At 55.9% G+C, this 25372-nt stretch carries 20 protein-coding genes; 12 read left to right on the top strand and 8 right to left on the bottom strand.

The features are described from left to right. Positions 1-714: 714 nt before the first annotated feature. Positions 715-846 (top strand): hypothetical protein, encoded by a 132-nt coding sequence (locus tag GS636_RS22810; protein ID WP_256369073.1) that lies wholly within the window; start codon positions 715-717, stop codon positions 844-846. A gap of 12 nt (positions 847-858) precedes the next feature. Further along, positions 859-1722 carry an alpha/beta hydrolase fold domain-containing protein gene (locus GS636_RS17040; protein ID WP_171670962.1) on the top strand — a complete coding sequence of 288 codons (864 nt, stop codon included), beginning with the start codon at positions 859-861 and terminating at the stop codon, positions 1720-1722. A 435-nt stretch (positions 1723-2157) separates the two neighbouring features. On the opposite strand, the gene GS636_RS17035 is transcribed toward GS636_RS17040, so the two are convergent. Beyond that, entirely contained in the window at positions 2158-4104 is a 1947-nt protein-coding gene (locus GS636_RS17035) for a DUF3604 domain-containing protein (protein WP_171670961.1), read from the bottom strand. A 252-nt stretch (positions 4105-4356) separates the two neighbouring features. On the opposite strand from GS636_RS17035, the gene GS636_RS22745 reads away from it, so the two are divergent. The 3 genes from GS636_RS22745 (at position 4357) to GS636_RS17025 (ending at position 9132) form a co-directional block, all read left to right on the top strand. Beyond that, positions 4357-5793, top strand: a complete 1437-nt coding sequence (locus tag GS636_RS22745) for an arylsulfatase (protein WP_171670959.1) — start codon at positions 4357-4359, stop codon at positions 5791-5793. Positions 5794-5980: 187 nt separating this feature from the next. After that, positions 5981-7909 (top strand): OmpA family protein, encoded by a 1929-nt coding sequence (locus tag GS636_RS22590; RefSeq protein WP_371808743.1) that lies wholly within the window; start codon positions 5981-5983, stop codon positions 7907-7909. Positions 7910-8115: 206 nt separating this feature from the next. Next, positions 8116-9132 (top strand): GlxA family transcriptional regulator, encoded by a 1017-nt coding sequence (locus tag GS636_RS17025; RefSeq protein WP_171670956.1) that lies wholly within the window; start codon positions 8116-8118, stop codon positions 9130-9132. A 333-nt stretch (positions 9133-9465) separates the two neighbouring features. Here the strand turns inward: GS636_RS17025 and GS636_RS17020 are convergent, their stop codons facing one another. Continuing rightward, the gene (locus GS636_RS17020; protein ID WP_171670954.1) at positions 9466-10377 is read right to left on the bottom strand and encodes a LysR family transcriptional regulator; all 912 of its coding nucleotides are present in this window, start codon (positions 10375-10377) and stop codon (positions 9466-9468) included. A gap of 107 nt (positions 10378-10484) precedes the next feature. On the opposite strand from GS636_RS17020, the gene GS636_RS17015 reads away from it, so the two are divergent. The 5 genes from GS636_RS17015 (at position 10485) to GS636_RS16995 (ending at position 15047) form a co-directional block, all read left to right on the top strand. Next, the gene (locus GS636_RS17015; RefSeq protein ID WP_171670953.1) at positions 10485-11261 is read left to right on the top strand and encodes a CmcJ/NvfI family oxidoreductase; all 777 of its coding nucleotides are present in this window, start codon (positions 10485-10487) and stop codon (positions 11259-11261) included. Positions 11262-11273: 12 nt separating this feature from the next. Further along, positions 11274-12239, top strand: a complete 966-nt coding sequence (locus GS636_RS17010; RefSeq protein WP_171670951.1) for an LLM class oxidoreductase — start codon at positions 11274-11276, stop codon at positions 12237-12239. Positions 12240-12251: 12 nt separating this feature from the next. Beyond that, positions 12252-13040: an SDR family NAD(P)-dependent oxidoreductase gene (locus GS636_RS17005; protein ID WP_171670949.1), complete on the top strand. Its 789-nt coding sequence runs from the start codon at positions 12252-12254 to the stop codon at positions 13038-13040. A 91-nt stretch (positions 13041-13131) separates the two neighbouring features. After that, complete coding sequence (locus tag GS636_RS17000) at positions 13132-13977, top strand: enoyl-CoA hydratase/isomerase family protein (RefSeq protein WP_171670947.1); 846 nt, start codon at positions 13132-13134, stop codon at positions 13975-13977. Positions 13978-14060: 83 nt separating this feature from the next. After that, positions 14061-15047 (top strand): zinc-dependent alcohol dehydrogenase family protein, encoded by a 987-nt coding sequence (locus GS636_RS16995; RefSeq protein WP_171670945.1) that lies wholly within the window; start codon positions 14061-14063, stop codon positions 15045-15047. Between the two features lie 254 nt (positions 15048-15301). On the opposite strand, the gene GS636_RS16990 is transcribed toward GS636_RS16995, so the two are convergent. After that, complete coding sequence (locus GS636_RS16990) at positions 15302-16201, bottom strand: LysR family transcriptional regulator (protein WP_171670943.1); 900 nt, start codon at positions 16199-16201, stop codon at positions 15302-15304. A gap of 120 nt (positions 16202-16321) precedes the next feature. On the opposite strand from GS636_RS16990, the gene GS636_RS16985 reads away from it, so the two are divergent. Then, a complete protein-coding gene (locus GS636_RS16985; protein ID WP_253762856.1) occupies positions 16322-17167 on the top strand; it encodes a DUF4437 domain-containing protein in 846 nt (281 codons plus the stop codon). 31 nt (positions 17168-17198) lie between these two features. Further along, positions 17199-18548 carry an adenylate/guanylate cyclase domain-containing protein gene (locus GS636_RS16980; protein WP_171670940.1) on the top strand — a complete coding sequence of 450 codons (1350 nt, stop codon included), beginning with the start codon at positions 17199-17201 and terminating at the stop codon, positions 18546-18548. A gap of 321 nt (positions 18549-18869) precedes the next feature. Here the strand turns inward: GS636_RS16980 and GS636_RS16975 are convergent, their stop codons facing one another. The 5 genes from GS636_RS16975 to GS636_RS16955 all read right to left on the bottom strand — a co-directional run bounded on the left by GS636_RS16975 (position 18870) and on the right by GS636_RS16955 (position 25186). Then, entirely contained in the window at positions 18870-20270 is a 1401-nt protein-coding gene (locus tag GS636_RS16975) for a TRAP transporter large permease (protein WP_171670938.1), read from the bottom strand. Between the two features lie 11 nt (positions 20271-20281). Further along, positions 20282-20914, bottom strand: coding sequence for a TRAP transporter small permease subunit (locus GS636_RS16970; RefSeq protein WP_171670935.1), 633 nt, complete (start codon positions 20912-20914; stop codon positions 20282-20284). Between the two features lie 68 nt (positions 20915-20982). Further along, positions 20983-21993 (bottom strand): TRAP transporter substrate-binding protein DctP, encoded by a 1011-nt coding sequence (dctP, locus tag GS636_RS16965; protein ID WP_171096765.1) that lies wholly within the window; start codon positions 21991-21993, stop codon positions 20983-20985. A 125-nt stretch (positions 21994-22118) separates the two neighbouring features. Beyond that, entirely contained in the window at positions 22119-23459 is a 1341-nt protein-coding gene (locus GS636_RS16960) for a sigma-54 dependent transcriptional regulator (protein WP_171670933.1), read from the bottom strand. Continuing rightward, the gene (locus GS636_RS16955; protein WP_171670930.1) at positions 23456-25186 is read right to left on the bottom strand and encodes an ATP-binding protein; all 1731 of its coding nucleotides are present in this window, start codon (positions 25184-25186) and stop codon (positions 23456-23458) included. Before GS636_RS16955 ends, GS636_RS16960 begins: the two co-directional genes overlap by 4 nt. Positions 25187-25372: the final 186 nt, after the last annotated feature.

Below are 25372 nucleotides of genomic sequence, written 5' to 3'. Positions count from 1 at the left end.
AAACGGCGATCAGACGGCTGGTCTGGAGCCCTTTCTTCCAAATCCCAGGGTAAGCCTAAAGCTGATACCAACGACGGAACCGCCCCTCTCGGGACGGTACTGCGCGATGCAATGCCGGGCAATGATTTGAGATCATGTCCGGTAGGCTGAAGGATTGGTGGCGCGTAGCGATACGCCACGACGGATGCCCAAAGGTCTGTCCAGAAACCGTTCTCGCTTCGACCGTCATTTATTGGTTATGAAACCTGACCCAAACCAACGCAGCAGCAATAGACGTTGCCAAAATCGACGGTTGGTTCATCAAAATGACGACATGTCTTTTAATATCCATTCATTATTGTTTGGTTTCAAAACCTCTCAACACCCGGAATCCAAGTGCCGTGGTTTTACCTTCAGGTGGGTTGAAGCCACGCACAGAAAGGTTGGCTGGTTTGGGGAAGGTACACCAAGGAGCAAAATGGCATGAGATATGGTGGCAACGAGTCATCCAACCCTAAGCGAGTCGGGGTGGTCGAAATGATGCCGCGATTGCTCCGAGTCCAACGCCGAAGTGTAAAAGGCACACTTCGCCAGCCAGCTACGGACGACAAATTTGACCATCCGCGAGGGGTTGAGTTTTCTCCAACCGGACGGTTAAGCTCTGAGTCCCCAACAATTCAATTGCATGACCCTTTTCCGTGAAATCCTGTCTCAATGCTTCTGGGAGGTTCCAAGTTGGAAGAGTTTAGCAAAATTAACTTAGGTCTTCTGGCAGCTGTATTCATCTCACATGCACTGATTGCTACCCCTCTTGAAGCGCAGGAGGCCGCCCCGGTGACCTATGCGCTGGAAGCAAACGTGGTTTAGGGACAGGGGGTCGTGACGAAAGAGGGTAAGGAGGTTTCGCGCGATTTGTGGATGGACATCTATCATCCGACAGAAGCCACGGCCATGCCGCGACCTGCTGTGATCCTCACCTTCAGCGGCGCATTCCATCGCGGCAGTCCACGGGTTACGTTTCAGTCTGGTGGTGCTCAGGACACCTCCATGGGCAATTATTGCCGCCGTTTTGCCGCGCGGGGCTATACCTGCTTTGCAATCGATTATCGGCTGACACCCGAAGGGCCTGTGCCATCGGGTGAAGGTTATCAAGCAGACTGGATCGCGCCCGACAGCCTGTTGCCTCTATTGCCCCAGGCCAACCATATTCGGGGAACTATGGACCTGCCGCCGCTTGATTTCAGCATCCCCGAACAAGAGAAGACAATGGTTGATGGTGTGATCTCGGCTGCCGAGGATTTGCGCGAAGCGGTACTGCATATCCGGGACTCCGCGGCCGCTTACAACATCGATCCGAACCGTATTGTACTTGGAGGGTTTTCCGCAGGCGCAGTGACGTCCTGGAATGTTGCACATGGTATGGGAGTTCCTGTCTCTGGTGTTTTTCTCCTCTCGGGCACAGACGCCGGGTTTGACGTGAACAAGGCGGTTACAGCTTCGTCAGACAGACCGCCGATACTCATGTTCATGGGTCAGTATGATCTGCCGGGCGCGTTGTCTTCAGTTCCCCTCCTTGTCGCTCACTACGAAAAAGTCGGCGTGGAGCATGAGTTTGCGTGGGTACCGGGCTTTGGCCACTTCTATCCTGCTGGTGCAGCCAGTTTGGGCAGCGATGCCTTGAGCATGTCCGTGGAAGGACGGATCGCCGAGTTCCTCGAACGTGTTATCGGCAACGGGCGGTGACGCAGAGCTTAGTTGTTGTAGGTGGCGGTTGACTGTCGTTTGAACAATAGTCGCCTTGAGAAACGTCAGCTTTTGCACAGACTTTGACTTCTTCAGCAATCAAATTTCGCTATTGCAGTGAATATCTCCTCTGACGGACCGTACCGCGGTGACAATATTCGTTGTCCTAACTGACAATTCGACCCTTGTTCCAAGCTATGCGACGCGCGCGAAAGGCAGATAAGCTTGGTGTCTCCATGACTGGTGCTCCGATCCGCCAAGCTTTCCGTTAACGAAAGCCCGATGTTGATGCAGGCGTCATAACACAAGATGCAGCGCCGCCGCCGACGGCAGCAGTGAGCCCGTAAACGCACATTCGATTGGACAGAGTATGCCAACCGATGTGAGCCGAGGGGTTGCTAAGCATTAGTCGTGACCAACGAGAGCTCTTTGCCCTCAGTCCTCGGGAGTATACCAAATTGGCGACGTGTAAGCGCGTTCCTGTGTTGACGTGGGCACGTCGGCAGGCAATTCGTCTCCGAACCGAACGGCGTCGTAAATTGTCCACCTCGGCGTGGGGATTTCCAAGACGCGGGCATAGTAGAAAGCCCGCACTGAAGGATCGAATTCAGGGTCCGTCCAAACAGTGATCAGCTCTGGAGACCCTATCGAATTGGTGAACGTACCCGCTGCAACATCCACGGTGTTCCCCACTGCTGGCAGGTTACCGTCCGCATCGGGTTCTCGGTCTCCTGACCAAGCCACGTCATAAACCCGCTCTTCAGTTTCACCGCTGGCATTTAACCAACCCTTCACAATCTGAACGCGGTCTAGATTGCCGGAGAACGGATCTTTCAGCGCGGCAACCAAGAATGTTGGGGCGTCTGCGCCTTCTGTCGCGTCTGCGAGGTCCCCACCCATCGGAACGCCTTTTTCATATCCGATTTCCGCGGGCAAACGAGATCTTGCATCATCTTCGGTAAAGTCCCAGCCACCAAAGAAACGAACCGCGATGCGACTGCCGGTTGTCCCATAGACCTCTTTCCGCTCCATTGCATCGAATATTGCTTCGCGCGTGTTGTCCTGAGCCCAGACCGCTGCATAGCCAGAGGCTGCCATCTCCCATCCAAGAATTCTTGTTGCTTCAAACTCACCAACAACATGCTGCCAACGACCGGGCTCTGGTTCGACGCCAGAGTGTTTGCCAAAGAAATTGTCTTCTTCCGCCGTTGCCAAAGCCGTATGGCTGTCGGTCGATCCCACTACTCCGAATTTGTATGGATTGGTGCCAAGCTGAGCCTCTAGCTTGAGACCGTTCTTCAATGCCTCACGCGCATATTCATATTGGAGCATCCAGTCTTCTTTGGGCGTTGGACCCAGGTTGGATTTATCCCAAGTTTCATAGTCTGCGAACTCATCGTTAGGGCTTAGAAACGGATGTGTTTCTCCGTCACCTTTGATTTGGGTGATTTCGTACATTGGTTCCCACTTCGCGCGCCGTTCTGCATAGTCACCTGTCAACGGCTCACCCGTTTCCGGGTTGGTTTCGACCGGGAACATAAGACCGTTAGAGACGTTGCCGTTGTGGGCAAGGGCCAGCACACGACCGCCAGTCTCTTGTTCGTATGTTTCCATCCAGTCCCATAACCGTTCCGGATTAAAGGTTTCTGCGGTAGTGAAAGGCAGCATCTGCCGTGCGCGAATGGCATCATCCCGGTAGATCACGTTGCGGTGGAGGTTGTTGCCGGCTTCGGTGGACGTCCATTCATATCCGATGAACGCTGTGAATGTGCCGGGGGCGTTGTGAAGATCCGCAGTTTGCGTGAACTCGTCCCAGACGGATTGTACGAACCTACGATCTGAAACAGCCTCAGGAAGAGCGTCCCCGGTGATGCCAGCAAAGGTTTCGATAACTTCCATTGTTGCGCCGAGAGCGACGTCCCCCCCAGCGTTGAGGCGTTCGTGCCAGTCTCGAAGCGTCGGGTCACGCATCAGCGTGGAGTTACCCGCAACGATCTCATTCATAGCGCCCATGGCGTCAGAGTGATCAGATACGACAAGCCAGTCGAGCGGTCGCGACAACTTCACGCGCAAACCGTGCGACGTGGTGACTTCCTCACCTCGCGCAAACCTATAGGCATCGTCGGGGCTCAGAATGACGCCAAATCCGCGGGCGTCGAGCGAGTTTGACGTGTGCAGGTGAGTGTCACCCCACAGAGGTCGTGTAGGAAAGTCTCGACCTGCATAGGGTGAGAAATCGGCGGGCGCGGGTTCACGCATATCATCGACCGATATGGTCATCTCTCCAACTTGCCCGCCTTGTGCGGCCTCTTGAGCATTTGAAGGGCTTGTTATGAATGCTGCGGAAACGATTGCTGTCGATGTCGTCAGAAAAAACTTCATTTGAACCTCCCAGCCGAGCTGAATGCCAGACTATGGCAACATCTGAGTGGGCTGTTCGTCAAGGAAAACAAAGGTTTTTCTTAGTTGATCACAAGGGATCGCGGAGGAGATTCGATTGATCGCAGATTGAAGCTTCGCCCGTAACTGGACGCCCAGCTGCTGCTTCAAAACTCTGTAGCGAATGGTCGTTCTTGACGATTGGTGACTTGGTTCGTCAGTCTTGAGCACGTGATCTTGATCGGAGCCGCTGTCATGAAATTGTTTTCTCGCACATTCCTACTTTGCCTATCTCTTCTGTTTGCCACCGTCGCTTCAGCTCAAGACAAACCCAACATCGTATTCATATTTCTAGATAATTTTGGTTGGGGCGAACCCGGATTTAATGGAGGCGGCATAATCCGTGGTGCAGCGACCCCTGAGATGGACGACCTGGCCGCGGAAGGATTACGACTCACGAACTTCAACGTTGAAAGTCAATGCACGCCGTCCCGTGCAGCGACTATGACCGGTCGGTACGGCATTCGGAGTGGCAATCATACGGTGCCACTTGGAGGTGGCGTCTACGGTCTGACCCAGTGGGAAATCACAATGGCCGAGATGCTCAAGGAAGCAGGGTATAACACGGCCATGTATGGCAAATGGCACCTTGGCTGGACCGAGGGACGCTATCCAACGAATCAAGGATTCGACGAGTTTTACGGCGTTGAAACCACTGATGTCACAGTCTGGCGCTCGCTGCCGGGCTTTGCCGAGGCCAACATGGAAGAACCGGTTGTGATGCAGGGAGTTGCAGGTGCGCCAGCAACCATAGCGCGCGACTATGATCTGGATTATCGCGGCGAGATAGATGGCGACCTGACAAAGAAGGCCATTGATTTCATCGACACCAAGAGCGGGGAAGATGCACCATTCTTCATCTATCTTGCCTATACGCAGACCCACTATCCAAACATCGTGTCCGAAGAATTTGATGGCGCCACGGGAAACGGCGTTTGGGCTGACATTCTACTTCAAACAGATAGCTATATTGGACGCATCGTTGATGCGCTTGAGGATGCTGGTGTTTCCGACGAAACGGTGGTGATTTTTACTGCTGACAACGGCCCCGAAGCTCTTCCGGTTGGAAACGCAAATGTCTCGCCGGTTCCTGCAGTACATGGTACAGCCGGGCCTTGGCGCGGTACTCTGTTCACCAGTCTCGAAGGAAGCATGCGCGTGCCCTTCGCAATCAAGTGGCCGGGCAAGATTCCCGCTGGTTCGGAAAGCAATGACGTTGTCCACTCGATGGACCTTTATCCAACACTGGCCGCATTTGCAGGTGGCAAGGTGCCTGATGACAGGGCCTTTGATGGCATCGACCAATCCAAGTTCTTTCTGGGCATCCAACCGCGTTCTAACCGAGAAGGCGTGATCGTCTACATGGGCGAGCAGATATTCGGCGTCAAATGGAAGGACTGGAAAGTCCTGTTCAAAGAGAACACAACGGCTTTTGGTGCGACGGAGTCTTTCGATACACCACGGGTCTACAATCTTCTGAATGATCCGCACGAGCGTGAAAGCGTACTTTTCCCTTACACATGGGCGGTCGAAAAGGCGTTGCCGCAGTTGCAGGAACACATCGCAACGTTCAAAGAGCACCCGCCAATCCCGCCCGGAACGCCGGATCCCTACGAACCTCCCAAAAACTGAATGGGACGACGCGCCGACAACCGCGAATGGGATCACTGGGGCGACAACGGCGTCTGTTCTGGGCAATGACACGCTGAACGGGTCTGTTCTGAACCCGGCGGATGTCTTACTGGGCACCTCAGGCACTGCGAAGGACGACGTAACAACGCTGGGTCTGGACGTGACCCCGGTGGCGGGCTCGGTAACGATGAACGCGGCGGGCGAGATCATCGTGGCTCCGGGAACGTATGTCTTCACCTACGAGATCTGTGAGACGTTGAACCCGACGAACTGCGACACGGCGCAGGCAACGGTTGTAGTGGATGCGGCGGTGATCGACGCGGTGGACGACGCGTCGACGGCGGTGAATGGGATCACACGCACAACGACGGCCTCGGTTCTGGGCAACGACATGTTGAACGGATCGGTTCTGAACCCTGCGGACATTTCGCTGGGCACCTCGGGCACGGCGAATGACGGCGTAACAACGGCGGGTCTGGACGTGACCCTTGCGACGGGTTCGGTGACGATGAACGCGGTGGGCGAGATCGTGGTGGCGCCGGGCACGTCAGCGGGCACATATGTCTTTACCTATGAAATCTGCGAGACGTTGAACCCGACCAACTGCGACACGGCGCGCATCAGTGTGGAAGTGTTGAACCCATCGCTGATCGACGAGATTGCCGAGGATCTGATTGCAGTTCTGGAGGATGATCGCGACGCGACCGTCGAATTGCAAAGCCAGCAGGCCCGCGATTTTGCCTCTGGCGCGCTGGATCGCCTCAGACAGCGCAGCGCACGTCAATGTGCGACCGCCGTGAACGATCATCTGAACAACAGACCGATCCTGTTTGATACCGACAAGGCGCTCATCAAACCGGAAAGCGACCCCATTCTGGACGAGATCGCCGAGATTCTAGGAAGCTGTGAAGGCAGTGCCTTCGAGATTGCAGGTCATACCGACAGCGACGCATCGGATACGTACAATCTGGCGCTCAGCCAACGGCGGGTCGATGCGGTCTTGCAAGCTTTGAAAGTCCGTGGCGTCGACGCCGTCGGGTATCGCGCACTCGGCTATGGCGAAAGCCGTCCAATTGACACAAACGCGACTGCACAGGGCAAGGCACGTAATAGTCGGGTCGAGTTTGTTCCGATCGAAGCGCAGGAACAGTACGACACCTGCAAGAACACAAGGGACCGAGACCATACCTTCAACTTGCAGGCCAACGGCTCGGACGTGACGGTAGATGGTGGATTGTTCCACCAGAATTACAACTGCGCGCGCGACGTATGGGAAACCATCGAGGGCTCATTGAACTTCCTTGAGACCGATAGCGGCCTGTCGCAAACCGTGCTGAACCTGTCCTACCGTCGCGAGCGGTTTGTCAGCGACAACAGGGTAAACGGTTACTTTGTTGGGATTTATGGAAGCACCGGCGACGTGACCAGCAGGGCAAATGGCGAAATCCAAGGATTTGGTATCAATGCCGGTGTCTTCGGTGCGAACCGGTTCAACAACGACCTGTATCTCGACTACTATCTGGGTGGTGCCGTCGGCCGTCACGAATTCGATCTGGATTTCCAAAGAAGCTTTGACACCATCGCGGCATCCGGCGATTACAGGTATTTTGCCGGGTTCGCGGGTGTGGCCCTGTCAGGTGAGATCGAACGGGAAGTCTATCGTTTCATACCGCGCGCGGGGATCGACTATGCCTATTCGCCTTCAGTAAACGTGGATGTGGTTGCACGGTTCCAGAGCATCTCGGAATCGGGGTTGGTCGAGCTGGCCTCGCTGACCAACACGCGGCTCTTTGCAGAACTGAGGATCGAGCGTGAGGTGAACAGCGGCGCATCGCTTCTCGCCTTCACCCCGGTTGTGGCCTGCTACGCCTCGTCGGGAAGCTTCGACAATGCCTGTAGCATTGGAGCCGAGCTTGAATATGAAAGCTTCAATGAAACGGCAAATGGCTGGCAGCATGGCGTTCGCATCAGCGGGGAGCGTGGAGACGGCTTCACGGCCCTGTCCGTTGCCGCCGACGTGTCGCGGCGATTGCATGTTGGGCAGGTCAGCGCCCGCGCCGGTGTAGATGCGGCAGGGTATTTGAGCCTGGGCGGTGAGTATGAGCTGAAATTCTAATACCGCGGGGCATGATGTGTCCTTGGGCTTTGGAATGACTGAGAAATACAATGGTTAGGCATTCCTTGACCTCATACTATTTACGTTCGGCTCATTTGGGCCGAATGGCTATTGACGCGAAAGTCGATGGACGGCGTGTCAGGGCTGCCCCATACACAAATCTATGCGAAAGTGAGCAAATAGCAGATCTCAGACGGTGAGACTAAATGGAACGATCAGAATTCGTACAAAAGGGGGCCCACGCCATCTTGCATGGGTTTAAGGCCAAGCCCGTTGAATTCTACTTTGTTCTTTTGCCCAAAGTCACAATGCTTGCGGTGAACGCTGCCATTGAGCCGTTAAGAATTGCCAACCAGCTCACCAACTCGGAACTCTACCGCTGGTACACAGTTTCCCCAGGAAAACAGGTCGTTCAGGGTGCCAATCTGATGCGCCTTTTGCCCGATCTGTCGCTGGAAGATGTCCCCAACGACGGAGCGTGTTTCATCTGTTCCGGCGTCGAACCGGAAGAGACAATCGATAAGTCCGTGACCAACTGGGTGCGGCGGCGATGGTCCCACGGTCATCCGGTCGGAGCCATTTGTACCGGAGCATTTACTCTGGCCAAGGCTGGTGTGCTTAGGAACAGGAAATTCACGCTCCACTGGGAAAACCAGCCTGCATTCCGCGAGGTCTTTCCCGATCTTGCGCCCTCGCCCAACCTGTTGGAAGTCGACGGTCCTTTGTATACCTGCTCCGGCGGGACCGCATCGCTGGACATGGTGCTGCACGCCATAGCCAACCAACATGGCAATAAGCTTGCCAGCCTTGTGGCCGAGATGTGCATCCACAATCGCCCCGGTGAACTGAACCCAACGCAACGCACAATGCGCTCTGCGCTAATCGGAAGTCGCAATCCAAAGCTGGCTGCAGCAATCACTTTGATGGAAAACAACATCGAAGCCCCACTTTCCTTACCGGAAATCGCTGATCAGGCCGGTCTGTCCCGACGTCAAATGGAACGATTGTTTGCGTCTCACGCCAATCAATCTCCTGCTATGTTTTATGCTGATCTGAGGTTGTCACACGCTTACGCTCTGTTGTCCGGAACGAGTCTTTCAGTGGCCGAAATCAGTGCGGCCACAGGGTTCGAAAGTGCCAGTTCTCTATCCAAACGGTTTCGGAGGAAGTACGGGCTTTCACCTCATCAGTTCACCCGCAGTTGGAAAATAGGAAATAGCTAACTGTTTGTATTCCGTGGTAATTTTCAGAAGAATTTACCTTTGCCAAAACGATAGCTTCGCTGCTGTGAACTATGGCATCGAGGTATCGAACGAACGGCAGGTTTAGGTCGAGGTTGCAGCGGCTAATGGCTGCTTTCGGCGCGTCGCCACCGCTTGCGCAGAGAGTAGCAATCGGGAGGCATGGGCTCTCTGCCGACCTGAGCTACGAGAAGCATGAGCGGCAGGGCGGTGGACAAACCAGACTTTCGCGGTTGCACAAAACCTATCAACTTAGCGCTTGATCCCCAACCTGAGCATCCTGATTTCTGAATGCGCGCATGATCTATTTGGCGCTCATGCTTCCCACGGCGGTCTTGCGCCAACCTCTGTGATCAGAAAGTCCATGAACACCCGCACTTTGGGAGATAACACGTTGGACTTAGGATAAATCAGCCACAAGACGTTGGCTTCCGCGGCTTCGAAGTCTGACAGAACCCGTTTCAACTGGCCTGATTTCAGGTGATCATGCACACTCCATAGGGCGTTCAACGAAATACCAGCCCCGGCCAGCGTAGCGCGAACTTGGCTTTGGCCGTCATCGATAATTAGTTGACCCTTGGCCGATGCGGGATCGAAAACTGCGGTTTCGCCTGCCAATCCGGTCAGCGGGCGCGGTTGGCGATTTTGAAAAGCGATCAGGTGGTGGTTTGTCAGATCGCCAGGTGTTTTTGGGGTTCCGAATTTGTCGAGATAATGCGGCGCGGCACACAAAATGCGCCGGTCATCAGCCAGTTTCCGGCCTTTCAGGCTGGTGTCGACAAGCGGCGCGTTCCTAAGGGCCAGGTCATAACTTCCTTCGATAAGATCGAACTGGACATCCGACAAACGCAAGTCGAGCGTGAGATCGGGGTGTTGTTGCAAAAACTTCGGCAAAATCGGCGCGATGTACAATTGAGCAAAAGAGCTGGGCGCGGCGAAGCGGAGTGTGCCTCGGATGGTAGCAGCTTGCTTGCCTAGAGCAGCAAGTGCGGCCTCTTCCTGCGCGATGATTTCTTTTGCGAAAGGCAGGAAATCGACACCTTCCACTGACAACGACACTTTGCGCGTTGTTCGATGCAACAGTTCGGAACCCAAGTTTTGTTCCAACTTGGCGAGCTTGGCGCTCGAGACGGCCGGTGCCATGCCCAATGCGCGCCCCGCAGCGCTGATGTTCAATATTTCTGCTGCTCTTACGAACAATCGCAGCGCGTCTGTATCAAACCCCATTATATACAAAACCCGAATTATAAATCCCTAGTTAGGCAGTTTATATTGAATTCGATCAACGTTAAATCCCTTTCATCGATGCAGCACAGTATAAGACGGAGGCGCAAATGACGCGGACAGCCACAGTCAACTACCACGTTCACAAGCCCTATCGGCAAGCCTTTGAACTGGATGCAGGCGGGATTGCGGGTAACCTGATTTCCCCCGAACTGGCCTCTACAACCGTTGCGTTGGAAGATACACGCGCAACGACCAAAACAATTGACTTTGAATCCGACGCGGTTGAATTCGTGCGTCTTGAAACGCAAGTGCAAGACTTCGCAGGTGACGACTGGATACAGACCTACGACGCTGAACTGACAGCGATGCTCTTGGACAGACTGGGCGCACGCGAGGTTGTGGTTTTTGACCATACCGTTCGGGTAGATGACCCGGAAGCAACACGTAAACCCTCGCGCAACGTCCATAGTGACTACAGCAAGAGTGGAGCCGAAAAACGCCTTGTCGACCTGTTAGGCGCAGAGACCGCAGAGGAATGGGCGCGAGGTCATTATGCCTTTGTCAACGTATGGCGTCCTGTAGAGCATGCGATCAATTCGGCACCCCTGGGTTTTGTACTCCCGTCGTCTGTCGACCCGTCTGACTGGATTCTAATTGACCTGATCTATCCCAACCGAAAAGGACAGATCATGGGACTGGTAGGAAACCCGAACCATAAGTGGGTGTATCAGTCCAAGATGACACCGGGTGAAGTCGCGATCTTCAATATCTACGACAATCACGGCCTGCCTTCGATTGCGCATAGCGCGCTTGATATGGTCGAAGACCCAAACGTCACGACTATTCGCAAAAGCATCGAGAGCCGCATTTTGGTGCGCTATTAAAGGGGCATAGACATGTTGGATGAAATGCAGCCTACTGAGTTTGCGCAGATCAACTTGGCATATAACAGGGTGTTTCGTCCCGGACGGTTGAGCATTGGCCTTGTATTGCCGCTCGAATCTTACGCCGTCGGAGCAGAGCCGACACTGCGGGGGCATCTGGAAGCTGCTCAGAAAGCCGAAAAGCTTGGGTTTGCAGCACTTTGGCTACGCGACGTGCCCTTCAATGTTCCAAGCTTCGGTGATCCCGGGCAGGTATTCGATCCGTTTGTCTATCTGGGTGCGCTCGCAACGGCGACGGATCGAATTGCACTTGGAACGTCGAGTGTGATCCTTCCATTGCGCCACCCCGCACATGTCGCCAAGGCAGCGGCGACGGCAGATGAGCTCTCGGGTGGGCGATTGCTATTGGGTATCGCTTCTGGCGATCGGCCCGAAGAGTACCCTGCAATGAACCAGAGCTACGACGACCGGGGCGCGCGTTTTCGTGATAGCGTGGAATACATTCGCGCGGTTGGATCGGATTACCCCACACATGAGAATGCGCAAGGTACGCTATCTGGTGGGATTGACCTGTTGCCTAAACCGCATGGAACCCGCCTGCCGATGCTCATCACTGGTGGCAGCCAGCAAACACCCGATTGGGTGGCACAGAACGGCGACGGTTGGATGACCTATCCGCGCAACGCGTTGGCCCAAGGGCAAGTCATTGCGGATTACCGACAACGCGTGAAGGCGGCGGGCCAACCGAATAAGCCCGTTATGCAATCGCTCTATGTCGATGTCGTTGCCGACCCTGCTGCACCTCCGCGTCCGATCCACCTTGGGTTTCAGTCGGGAACGGATTTCCTATGCAAATATCTGAGCGAGATTGAAACGCTCGGGGTCAATCACGTCGCGCTGAACCTGAGGTTCAATCAAGCACCCATCGACGCAACCCTCGACCATCTGGCGGACGTTGTGCTGCCTCACTTTTCCTGAAGGATCAGACCGATGACCAAGATTATTCTTATCACTGGCTCCACTGACGGCATTGGCTTGCTCACGGCGAAGAAACTGGCCGCCGAGGGGCACAAGGTACTGCTGCACGGACGCAGCGCCTCCAAGTTAGAGCGCGCCGCCGCCGAAGTTGGTGGCGATGTTGAAACCTATTCTGCTGATCTGAGCGATCTGTCCGCGGTTCGAAAGCTGGCCGACAACATACGCGCCAAACATGACCAACTGGATGTGCTGATCAACAACGCAGGTGTGTTGAAAGCCCCGCAAACCGTGCTTGAGAACGGGCAGGACATTCGCTTTGTCGTCAACACGCTTGCACCGTATCTGCTGACCGAATTGCTGTTGCCGATCATGCCCGCCGACGGGCGCGTTGTGAACCTGTCGTCAGCGGCGCAGGCCCCGGTCAACATTCAGGCTATGCTGGGCCAAGTCCCGCTGGCGGATATGGACGCCTATGCGCAAAGCAAGCTGGCGATCACCATCTGGACCCTTGAATGGGCCAAAGCGCTAACCGATGCGCCGATGATGGTCGCTGTAAATCCCGGATCATTACTCGCCTCAAAGATGGTGCAAGAGGGCTTTGGCATCTCAGGGAACGACATGAACATCGGCGCTGATATCCTGACTGATGCGGCACTGGGTGAGCGGTTCGCTGGCGCGTCCGGCGCCTACTTTGACAATGACAGCGGGGATTTCGCTGATCCACACGCTGCTGCACGCGACAAGGACCACACCGCCGAAGTCATGAACACCATCAGAACCTTGATCAGCCAGACGGGCTGACCCAAGCGGCGCGACCGCGCCAAACACAATCACCTTTACCCCCCCAACCCCCTCGCGCGTATCGCGTCGAGGCCCAAGAAAGGGCAGCCTGATGAAATATGAGAACTTTCAAACTTTTGAGGTCGCCGTCGAAAACGGCATCGCCACGGTGACATTCGACTTCGGCTCTGTGAACGTGCAAGGCCAGGAAATGTTAGCCGACCTCAACAGCTTGGCCATGCGACTGGAGCGGGACCGCGACACCAAGGTCGTGATCTTTCAATCCGCCAATCCGGAAATCTGGGTCTGCCATTATGACACCGACCTGCTCAAGGACATGTCGACCGAGGCGGTATCCCGGCAGGATGCACAGCTTCTGGATCTCCAGTCAGTATGCGAACGGATGAGCAAGGTGCCGCAAGCCACTATCGCTAAGCTGGAAGGGTTTGCACGCGGCGGCGGGCACGAGCTGGCGTTGGCGCTCGACATGCGCTTTGCCGCGCGGGGTAAGTTCAAGTTTATGCAGATGGAGGTCGGCATGGGAATTCTGCCCTGCGGTGGTGGCGCCTCGCGCATGGCACGTCAGACCGGCCTTGGCAAAGCTCTTGAGATTATTCTGAGTGCGCAGGACTATGGCGCGGATGACGCAGAACGCCTGGGCACCATCAACAAGGCTCTGGAGCCGGATGAAATTGGCCCGTATGTGACCGCGCTGGCTGAACGGATCGCAAAATTCCCGGCGGAATCGATCAATGCCTGTAAACAGATGGTTTATGAATCCATCGACAAGCCGATTGATGAGGCGCTGAAGGCCGAAGCCTATTGGCTGTATCAGGCCACCAGCAAGACCCCTGCGGTCAAACGTTTCACCATAGCGGATGAACAAGGTCTGGAACACGACATCGAAAACCAGCGCAAATGGGGCGATCTGGTGATGCAGGTGCAGGACATCAACTGACCACTCTTCAACACAATGAACTCGTCAGGCGTGCGTGGTTTCCGCGTGGGCCCGACACACTCTCTCTCAAAAGGAAAATCCCAATGAAAGCACTGGTTCTAAGTTCTTACGGACCCGATGCACCGTTCGAGCTTGTCGAAATGCCCGACCCGGTCGCGACGTCTGGGCATGTGGTCATCAAGGTGGCCGCTGTCAGCGTCAACACCGTCGACACAATGATCCGAAGCATGGGTGCAGACCTGCCTCTGTCTCCCCAATTGCCAGCCGTGCTTGGCATGGATTTTGCTGGCACGGTCATTGCAATTGGCGACGGTGTGACAGGTTTTGCCGTAGGCGATGAGGTGTACGGTTGCGCCGGCGGTTTGATGGACCTGCCAGGCTCTCTGGCCGAGTACATCAATGCGGATGCCCGCCTGATTGCACACAAACCCAAGTCGCTGACCATGCGGGAAGCCGCAGCGCTGCCTCTCGTCGGCATCACCGCCTACGAAGGGCTGTCCCGCACCGGTGTTGGCGAAGGCCAGACCGTTCTGGTCCACGGCGGTGCAGGTGGCGTGGGCCATGTCGCGGTCCAGATCGCCCGCCACCTTGGTGCAACCGTGTCCGCTACAGGTCGCGGCGCAGATCAGATGGCCCTGATCGAAGGTCTCGGTGCCCGAGCTGTGGATTTCACCACGGAAAAAGTCGAGGATTATGTGGCCGAGCATACCGGTGGCATAGGTTTCGATGTAGTGTTTGACAGCGTGGGCGGGCCGAACATGACGAACTCGTTCAACGCGGCCAAACTCAATGGCCATGTCGCCTCGACGGTCGCGATGGTCGAGATTGATTTGACGCCTGTCCATTTCAAAGGCCTGTCACTGCATGTCGTCTTCATGCTGCTCCCCATGATGCATGACGTCGGGCAGCAAACCCATGGCGACATCCTGAAGTCACTGGCAGATTTGGCGGATACGGGCGCACTTAAACCAATTGTTGATGAACAATTGTTTGGATGGACTGACGTCGGTGCCGCTTATGCGCATCTGACAAATGGAACTGCGGTCGGGAAAGTTGTAGTAGAACTGTGACCTGATCCGCTTTGGATTGGTGCGCGACTACAATCTTGCGCACCGGTTCAAAATGGCCTGCAATTGATGTCGCCCATCGTTAGGATAACTGACTTTCTTAGCAACCAAATACGCCGAAAAGCCAACTGGGTTCAAAGTGGCAAGCAGATCTAAACTAAATTGGTCATGAGCGTAGACCTGAACAACCTGCGTTCAAACTTGGTGGGCGTTGAGCAGAAAAAGATGTGTGAATTGTTGCGCTCACATCGCCTGCTTCAATTCAGCTCAGGGATCTTCTGGAATTTTCGCGCGATGAAATCCGTGAATGCCCGCACCCGGGCGGGTGGCGTGCGTGACGGCGAGCGGACAGCATGAATGCCCCATTCGGGCACAACGAAATGGTCCGGCAGAACTGGCACCAAGGCGCCCGAGGCAAGGTGCTCATCAATTTCCCACCGGCATTTTCGCGCGATGCCAACGCCGGTCAGCGCGGCCTCAGTCACGGCTTCGGCCAGATTGGTGGCGAAATTGCCCGACACTTTGACCTCTTCGATGCGGCCATCCGGTCCGCGCGTGACCCAGTTGCGCAGATCTGATCGGATCAGGCAGTTGTGGTGTTCCAGAGCAGCCGGCACCTGCGGCGTGCCGTAACGCTCAAGATAGGTCGGGGCCGCAACGGCGATGCGGGGACTTTCCCCGATACGACGTGCTTTCAACGTAGACGGCGTCAGGTTCCCCAATCGGATGGCGAGGTCGAAGCCGTTATCCACGATATCAAATGGTGCATCACTCAGATGCAAGTGTAGTGAGAGTTTCGGATAGAGGTCCAGAAACTCAGCAACAAACGGAGCCAGATACTTTCGCCCGAACGAGGCTGACCCGGCCACGCGCAACGTCCCGCCGATCGCATGAGGATCGCTTTGCAGGTCGGACAAGGCGTCCTCGACATCCTGCAGAATGCGTTTGGCATGGACCAGAAACGCCTCTCCGTCCGCAGACAGCGAGACGGATCGCGTGGTACGGTGCAGCAACTGGGTTCCGACAACCGCCTCAAGATCCTGAATGCGCTGCGAGGCGGCGGTTCGTGACAGACCAAGTTCGGTACCCGCTTTGCCGATGGCACCCAATCGGGCCACGCGCACGAACAGTTCCAGCGATTTCAGATCGAAGTCCATTATCCCGAATTAGGGAATTGTGAAGCCGCAAACAAGAAGGTTATCCGCATCCGCCGGAGCCCTACCTTATGCCAACCCATCCCACACGCCGGTGGGCATTTTGTACGGACAGGAGATATCATGACCATCCGAATGTTCCTCTCAACGCTTATGTTGGGCGTTGGTTTCATTGCCAACCCGGTCTTTTCCGAAGCTACCGTCGAGGTGGTCAAACGCGCTGATGTGAATTTCATCCACCTGAACCCGGCCCGTGGCGATGCCAGCCCACAGGCGGGTGTTTTGTGGGGCAACATCCGCGAAGACAATGCCAGCGGGGCGCTGATCTCCTTTGCCAGTGGCTTTCGCTCACCGCCGCATATCCACAACATCACTTATCGCGGCGTGGTGATCGAAGGCACGGTGCACAATGATGACCCGGACGCCGCCGATCTGTGGATGGGGCCGGGCTCGTTCTGGACGCAGCCTGCGGGTGAGGTGCATGTCACCTCGGTCGGGTCTGGTGGCGGGTTTGCGTTTCTGGAAATCCTGTCCGGCCCCTATCTGGTTCAGCCCTCGGACGAGGCGTTCGACAACAATGAGCGCCCGATCAATGTCGAGGCCCGCAACCTTGTGTGGCTGAACCCGTCCGACCTGACATGGTTGGAGCATACCGGTGAAGGCCCCGCACCCGATGTCGCCTTCCTGTGGGGCACGCCCGAGGCCGGAGCGTTGAACGGCACATTTTTGCGCCTGCCAAACGGTTACTCCGCCGCATTGCAGGCCGGTGCGGATGAGCTGAAAGCCGTGGTCATTCAGGGCGATATTGCGCATGAGGCCGGAGATTTGTCTGCACTGACGACGTTGGAGCCGGGCAGTTATTTCGGCTCGGATGGCGTGGTTGCCCACACCCTGTCTTGCACGGGTGACGCGGGCTGCGTTCTCTATGTCCGAACCGTCGGCACCTATCAGGTCGCCGGGGCGCAATGACTCAAACGGCACTGTCTGTCTGAAGCCCGGGATGCCCGATCCGCAGCACTCTGCCTTCGCGCGCGAAGAGCGCGCGAACCTGACCTTTATGGTCCGGGGCCGAGCGGCGGTGCTGGCCCTGATGGCGATCTGGGTAGCGGTGACCCTGCCGGCGGAACGGTCGGTGCTGTACCTCGCGGTCATTCTGACCTTTCTGCTATCGGGTATCGTCCCGGTCTTGATTGCGCGCCGGGGTTACGGCAGCAGCTTGCCGTATGCGTTGTGCCTGTTTCTGGATGCGGGACTGCTGAGTTACATCCTCATCGTCCCGAACCCCTATGGCCTTGACGGCTGGTCGCCACAGATGAACCTGCGTGGACCGGGTTTTTTGTATCTTGGTATCTTCCTTGCCTATATGTCGCTGAGCTACCGGCCCGCGCATGTCATCTGGGCCGGGATCGCAGCCATCCTGAGCTGGAGCATGGGGTATTTCTGGGTCGCCAGCCGTCCCGACACGCTGGTCTTCCTATCGCGCGATGTGCTGGACGCCGGTCTGCGACTTGAGGCTGCTTTGGACCTGATCCTGGACCCCGCGGCAGTGGGGGTGGCGCGTTGGGTGAACCAGATCGTCTTTCTGATCGCCGTCACTTTGATCCTGACCTTGGCGGTATGGCGGTCGCGAAATCTTGTGCACCGACAGATGGCGGTTGAGCGGGAACGCGCGGCGCTATCGCGTTACTTCTCCCCAAATATTGTAAATGAGCTGACCCAAAATGCGCAAAGGCTCAATCAACCCCGGCTCCAACCGGTCGCGGTTTTGTTTGCTGATATGAAGGGCTTCACCGAAATCTCCGAGCAGCTTACCCCGGTTGAACTTTTGAACCTATTGCGTGCGTTCCATGGGCGTCTGGCCCGTCAGGCGATTGCGCATGGCGGGACCATCGACAAGTATATCGGCGATGCGATCATGGTGCATTTCGGGACTCCGGACCCAAGACCAGACGACGCGGTGCGGGCGCTGACCTGCGCTGCTCGAATGATCGAAGATATCAAAGATTGGAACCGTGCCCGCGACGCGGCGGGACAGAAACCGATCTGCGTCGGGATCGGTTTACACTATGGTGAGGTCATCGTCGGAAATATCGGTGATGCGCAACGGCTGGAGTACACGGTGCTGGGCGATACAGTGAACGTTGCCAACCGTCTGGAGGAGCTGACGCGCAGGCTGAAGACATCGTTGGTCACCAGCGATGCACTGATCCAAGCGATCCGAGACGAAGGGGTCGATCCGTCCGATATCGCACCAAATCTAACAGGTGGAAAATCCGAACCGATCCGTGGGCGCGCGACCCCGGTCAAGGTTTGGTTCAGCGGGTCTGCCGAGGAAGCAAAATTCACCTGATAGCCAGCCCGTCGCACAAGACGGATCGGCGTCTTCAGCGGAGTTTAGTTGGAGGGTTCAGTAATCATTCAGTTCGACACCCAGATTAATTCGTTGGTACATGTTGTCGATACACTCTTTCACTACCAGCGCGCCGTCGTTTACGCGTTCAAAGATTGGCCGCTGGCACAAGCACCGTGGCGTGGTTCCTTTTAGCGCAATTTGTAGTCTGCGCCGCACGCGATTGACTATTCATGATACGAGTGACCACCCTCCGCACAGCTGACTGATGCAGGCTTTAGCTGCACCAGCAAACCGCACTCCAAAATCATTCCATGTGGTTCAAACCTGTCCTGGAAGCCATAAAACGATGGCAGGGAAGGCAACGAGCAGTGCGATGGTTGCGGCATCCGCCAGAAAGAAAGGCGTTACACCTTTGAAAACATCCTGAACGCCAAGGTCATCACGCACACCAGCCACTACAAAGCAATTCAGCCCAATGGGTGGGGTGATCAGGCAAAACTCGGCCATTTTGACCACCAGAATACCAAACCAAATAGCACACATAGGCCCGGACATACCAAAGGTGCTATCAGCTGCGCTTACGGCTTCTCCACCATTCAACGCCATGACGGCGGGGTAAACTACCGGCAACGTCAACAGCAGCATGCCTATCGCATCCATGAACATGCCCAGTACAGCGTAAGCCAGAAGAATACAGATCAGGATGAGCATCGGAGACATCTCAAGCGAGGTGATCCAGTCGGAGAATGCACTTGGCAGTTCGGCAAAACCAAGAAAACGAACGTAAACCAAAACGCCCCAGATGATCGTGAAAATCATGACGCTCAGCTTGGCGGTTTCCAAAAGCGCGTCTTTGAGTTCGGACCAGCGCATGCCCTGATACAGCGCCATCAGGAACACTACGAAGGCTCCGATTGCGCCACCTTCGGTTGGTGTACCCCAGGCATCGCCGCCGAACGGGTTGTAGACAAAGAAAATGATGGTGACGACGACAATCACGATGGGCAATGCAGGCGGCAACGAGAGGAGGCGTTCCTTCCATGTAAATCCGGTGACTGCGGGACCAAATCCTTTGATCACGACGGCCATGCCGATGATCAGCAAGCCATAAATCACCGCCGAGAACATGCCGGGAACAAATCCAGCCAAAAGCAGTTTGCCCACATCCTGCTCAACGATAATCGCGTAGATGACCAGAATGGCCGAAGGCGGGATGAGAGAGGCGAGCGTACCGCCTGCAGCAACGACACCTGCAGCAAAACGCTTGTCATAGCCGATCTTGAGCATCTCGGGGATGGCAATACGGGCGAACACAGCAGAAGTGGCGACCGAGGCCCCGGATACCGCCGCGAACCCTGCGGTTGCGAAAACAGTCGAAACCGCCAGCCCGCCAGGGACCCATGCCAGCCAACGTTTTGCGGCTTCGAACAATGCTTTAGTCAAGCCCGCGTAATAGGCGAGGTAACCAATCAGGATGAAGGTCGGGATCAGGCTCAACGCCTGGCTTGAAATCTTGGAGTGCGGCACCTGCCCCGCTGTTTTGACGGCCACAGTCACAGCCTTGCCGAACCGCGCCGGGTCGTACCCAAACTTGGCCCAGAAGATCCAGATCAGACCAACCATGCCAGCCGTCGCGGCGGCAAAAGCCACGCGCATACCCAACACCACAAGAACAAGCATACCGCCCGAGACGATCAGACCAATATCAATGGGTTCCATCAGATTTAACCTCAGTTGTCGTGGCCCGAGACGTGCTCGGCTTCCATCGCAGCTTGAGTGGCTGCATCGGCTATGAGCGGGACGGCAATAGGGGCCTGATCGGGGTGCCTGATCGCGCGACCATAGGCCCAGAGCTGCAGAGCAAGCCTCAGGCAAAGCACGCTGAAGGCGACGGGGGCCAACAGCTTTGCGGGCCATAGCGGGATACCTATGTCGATTGAGCTGTCGCGGCTCCAGAGTGGAGCACCAAAGTCAAAGCTGCGTGCGAAATGCGCCCAGCTCCCCCAAATCAGCAGGACGATCAGCGCCAGAATGACAGCGGTCGTGACGAACTCGACGACATAGAGCATCCGGCCTTTAAGCGCTCCGACAACCATGTCCATTCGGATATGGCCGCCATCACGCTGCGCATATGAAATCCCCATGAAGGCGATTAAAGGCATGGCCTGCTCGATCCAGTCCACGTAACCGGGAAGTGGCGCATTGGCGAAATTCCGACCACCAACGGAGACTACGGCCATGACCATAAGCGAAAAAACCGCAAGACCGCTGATCAGAGCCAGAAAGCTTTCCAGTTTGTAGAGGCGTTGATCGAGAATGCTCAGACGGCTGTCATCAGACAGCACCAGGGAAGACCCGGCCATCGTTGTACTCCGCTGTCAGGAGAAAAGGTACCCGACGCCAGCTTAGTCGACGCCGGGTTGTGAGTGGATTAGCTGCCGTTTGCGATCTTCCCAGTCACAAGGTCATAAAGCTCTTGTGCTGGTAGGCCACGCTCGGTGTTTTCTGCAATCCAGGCCTCGGCGGCGGGGGCGGCAGCGGCGTCTTTGAACGCTGCGATTTCTTCATCGCTGAAAGTGACCCGCTCTATGCCGCGTTGATCCAGCTCAGGGCCCCACGCTTCCATCGTTTTTGTCTGGTAGTGGCTCACGTAGTGATCCAGTGCCTCTTCCACCGATCCCAGCAGCGCTTCGCGGTGTTCGTCAGATAGGTCTTCCAGCGCCAGCGTGTTCACCACGACAGGGCAGTTGACGGTGCCGGGGTTGAGATTCGTCGTCCACCACGTGCCATTCTCAATGGTGCCGAACGACATATGCGCGTGTGGTGCAAAGCTGACCGCTTTGACGATACCGCTGTCCATTGCCTGACGCACTTCGGATGCGGACATCGAGGTCGGAACGGCCCCAACCGTCTCCATCGCCTTGCCGATACCACCTGTCGCCCGTACGCTCAGACCTTCAAAATCGGTCAGAGATTTCGGCGCTTCGCCAACACCAACGAGGTTGTACTGCGGCAGTGGCGAAGGCATCAGCAGAGTTGCGTCCCAACGGGCCAGATCCTCGACAACGGCCGGATGTTGATAAACGGCCATCGACAGGTCGACTTCCTGTTCAAGGGATGTCACGCCCAGAAACGGCAGTTCCAGAACAGTGATCGAGGGATTCTTGTCGCGGTGATAGCCCGCGCAGAACTGGGCCATTTCAAACGCGCCAATCGAGATCCCATCAAGGTTTTCTTTGTTTTTCGACAAGCCACCATAGCTGATGTTGAGTGTGAACTCACCGCCCGTCTTTTCGTTCACCAGTTCGGCAAGTTTCTCGACGTGCTCAGTAAAGGCACGACGCTTGCCCCACAGGGAAACGTTCCATTCGACAGCCAGTGCTTCGGATGCAACGGTCAGCGACAGGGCAGCAATGGCTGCCCGGTTCAGATGTTTGCGCATAGTGGCTCCTCCCAGATCACGCAATTCGTTTGGGTTGAGTATTCAGGAGGCGCAGCAGCCTGACTATGAAGGAAAATGCGGGCAGAATTCAGGTTACCCTGCGGGATTCCGCAGGGTGGTTTCACTTACAACAAAGATTCTTTGTCGAGACCGAGCTTGACGATCTTTTCGTTAAGTGTCCGACGCCCAATCCCAAGCGCTTCGGCGGCGGCATCCATGCGGCCTTTGTGCGCCTTGATGGCTTTACCGATGAGCTCGCGTTCAAAAGCAGCCACTGCTTCGCGCAATGTATCCGGGACATCGTCAATATGCTGGTCGCTTTGGATCGCCTGCGCCACCGACCCTGATCCGCGTCGCGCCGTCAAAATACGCCGCTCGCAGACATGGCGCAGCTCACGCACATTTCCAGGCCAGTCATGTGCAAGCAAGGCGGCCAAGTCGTCCTGATCGAGTTCTGGCGCGTCTATCTCATAAACCTGCGCGTATTCGTTCAAGAAATGCGTTGCCAACAGAACCAGATCGTCCCGTCGTTGTCGTAGCGGAGGTAAGGACAGAACGACAGTATTCAATCGAAACAACAGGTCCTGACGCAGGCGGCCTTCCTCAGCTGCCAGCACAACATCTTCGTTGGTTGCCGACACGACTCTGAAGCTGACCGGCACCGGCGACACTGCGCCCACGGGCAGCACCTGCTGTTCTTCGATGACCCTTAGTAGCTTGGCCTGCACCGCCGGTGGGCACGAGCAGATTTCATCCAGAAACAAGGTCCCACCTGATGCCGCCACAAGTCTTCCATCGGATTCGCCCGCGACGCCGAACATCTCCGCTTCAAACGTATCAGCCGACAATGCGGCGCAATTCAACGCCAGAAACGGTGCCTCGGGCGAGCGGCCCAAATCATGTAACGCATGAGCTACCAGCTCTTTCCCGGTGCCCGTATCCCCCTTCAACAAAACCGCAACCGATGTATCAGCAAGATCAAGTACGTCTTGTCGCAAGTCTGCAATGGTGTCTGTTTGGCCCAGCAGGATGCGGTCAAGGCCGGACAGTTTGAACAGCCGATCTTTGAGGCGGGCATTACTTCTTCGCATCCGGTTCTGTTCAGCCGCGTGCCTCAGCACCGTAAGCAATCGTCGTGGTTCATAAGGCTTTTCGATGAACCCATACGCCCCGTCCTGTATGGCCTGAACAGCCATCGGGATGTCGCCATGCGCCGAAATCAATACCACCGGAGGCGCCACGTCCCTGTCCAGATTGGCCAGCAATTCGAGACCCGACATGCCGGGCATACGCACATCGGACAAAATGACATCGGGCGAGGCATTGGCCAAGTGTTCCGTCACCTGTGTCGCACGTGGCAAGGCGCTGACTGCCCAGTCGGCGGCTTCGAGCAACTCGACAAGGGACTGCCGCATTGATTTGTCATCGTCAACGACCAGAACTTTGAAGGGTTGCTGCTGGGTCATTCGTCCGTTTCTTCATTAATTGAGTCTATCGGGAAGCTGACACGGAAAATTGTTCCGCCGCCATCACGATTTCGGGCCGTCATTGTGCCATCGTGATCTTTGACAATGCTGGTGGAAATGGCCAGTCCCAAGCCCATGCCTCTCCCGCTCTCTCTTGTGGTTACAAATGGCTCTTGCAACTCAGCCAGCGTTGCCTCACCCAACCCATGACCGTTGTCCTGAATTTCCAACACGACCTCATCATCAAGAGCCTTGACGGCGATATGGATTTCAGGCGCGTCCGCGTCATCCATGGCGTCTATGGCATTGCGCAAGAGGTTCGTGATGACCTGTTCGATCCTTAGGGCACTGCCCCGGATAAAGACCGGATCGGTCGGCGCATCAATTGAGACTTTCACCTTGCCCTGCTCGATGTTTGGCGCAACCAGAGCCAATGCAGCGTTAACCGACGTGCAGAAGTCTACGTCGTCGAACGCCTCGCTCTCTGAGCGTGCAAAGAACCGCAATTGGCGCGTGATCGCCTCCATCCTGTCCACGAGGCTTCCGATTTTTTGCGGCAGCTTGCTCTCCCCGGAAGATGAGATCTCTTCTGCCACCAGGTGATTGCGCATCGCAGCAATGGGTTGGCCTAGTTCATGCGTGACCGACGCGGATAGTTGCCCCAGAGCCGCCAGTCGGCTTGCGCGCTCCAACTCGCTTTGGGTGCGTTTGAGACTCCGCTCGGCTGTCTTGCGGTCGTCGATTTCAACGGCAAGCCTTTCATTTGCCTCGCGCAACTTCACTTCTTCCTCTTCGGACCGCACCAAAGCCGCGCTTACGCGTCTTGCGCGTTGTATCTGGATGAAGATAAATGCGAGCCCCGCCAAAAGGACAAAAACTGCAGTTACAAGCCAACTGCGCGCGACGGCCTGGTCGTCACTTGCGAAATAGTGCAGCGACCAGCCATGCGGCAGGTCCGTAGCCGCAAGGTGCAGACGCTTGGCCCCCGCAATTCTGGCCTGATACCCCGGCAACTCGGCCCAATCCATTGGATCTAAGTCTTGTCCCGGGAACTGCCTTGCGTTTCGGATCCGGTCTTTCTGCTGGTCCGACAGTGGCGTCAGCACGCGGTATTGCCAATCCGAGTTTGAGGACAGCAGAACAACACCGTCCTCATTGGCCAATAGCACCTGTTCGCCCGAGTTTTTCCAACTGTCTTGAAGGTCCGAGAAATCTATCTTGATCGCTATGACGCCGGTTGAAACCCCTCGGTCGTTACGCACCGCGTTCGCAATGAAGTAACCCGGCAAACCCGTTGTGGCCCCGATGGCGTAGAAGCGACCCTGTTCACCAGAAATGGCAGTTTGGAAATACGGTCGGAAAGCGTAGTTCTGTCCAACAAAGCTCCCAACGTCGCGGAAGTTCGAAGCGGCAATGGTGATACCGTCTTCGTTCATCAGATAGATAGCATCCAGCCCCGCCTGCGCCGCAAAATCTTCGAGCCTTCGGTTCAAAGTACCAGTGCCGTCCCCTTCGGCTGTTCCAATCACAAAGGAATCCTGTGACAGCACATATGTGAGGTGGGAAAATCGTTCGAGTTCGCTGTTTACCGAGCTTTGATAGAGAGAGAGCCGGCCCTGAGCCTTAGAAAGCTCCTCTGAAACGAAGTACTGGTAAGAAACCAAATAAAGGCCAATGCTGGCGGCAATGGCTACCAATATTCCTACAATATACGAAGTTGATCGCATTGAATGCCCATGAACTGTGACCGCATAGGATCACAGCAGGTTTTAGCCGTCCATCCCAAGAGTTCTAACCCAACATTTGGATGTTCATACCAAACAAGAATGACCGAGTAATTTGAGTAAGCGAAGCAATGAACAAACCGGTCAATGCTAAAAAGGAGCAGGGAAACAACTTTCTGGAAGTCCCGC

It is taken from the genome of Ruegeria sp. HKCCD4884 (assembly GCF_013110855.1).
Classification (GTDB): domain Bacteria; phylum Pseudomonadota; class Alphaproteobacteria; order Rhodobacterales; family Rhodobacteraceae; genus Ruegeria.
This window is presented reverse-complemented; position numbering and strand designations above follow the sequence as displayed.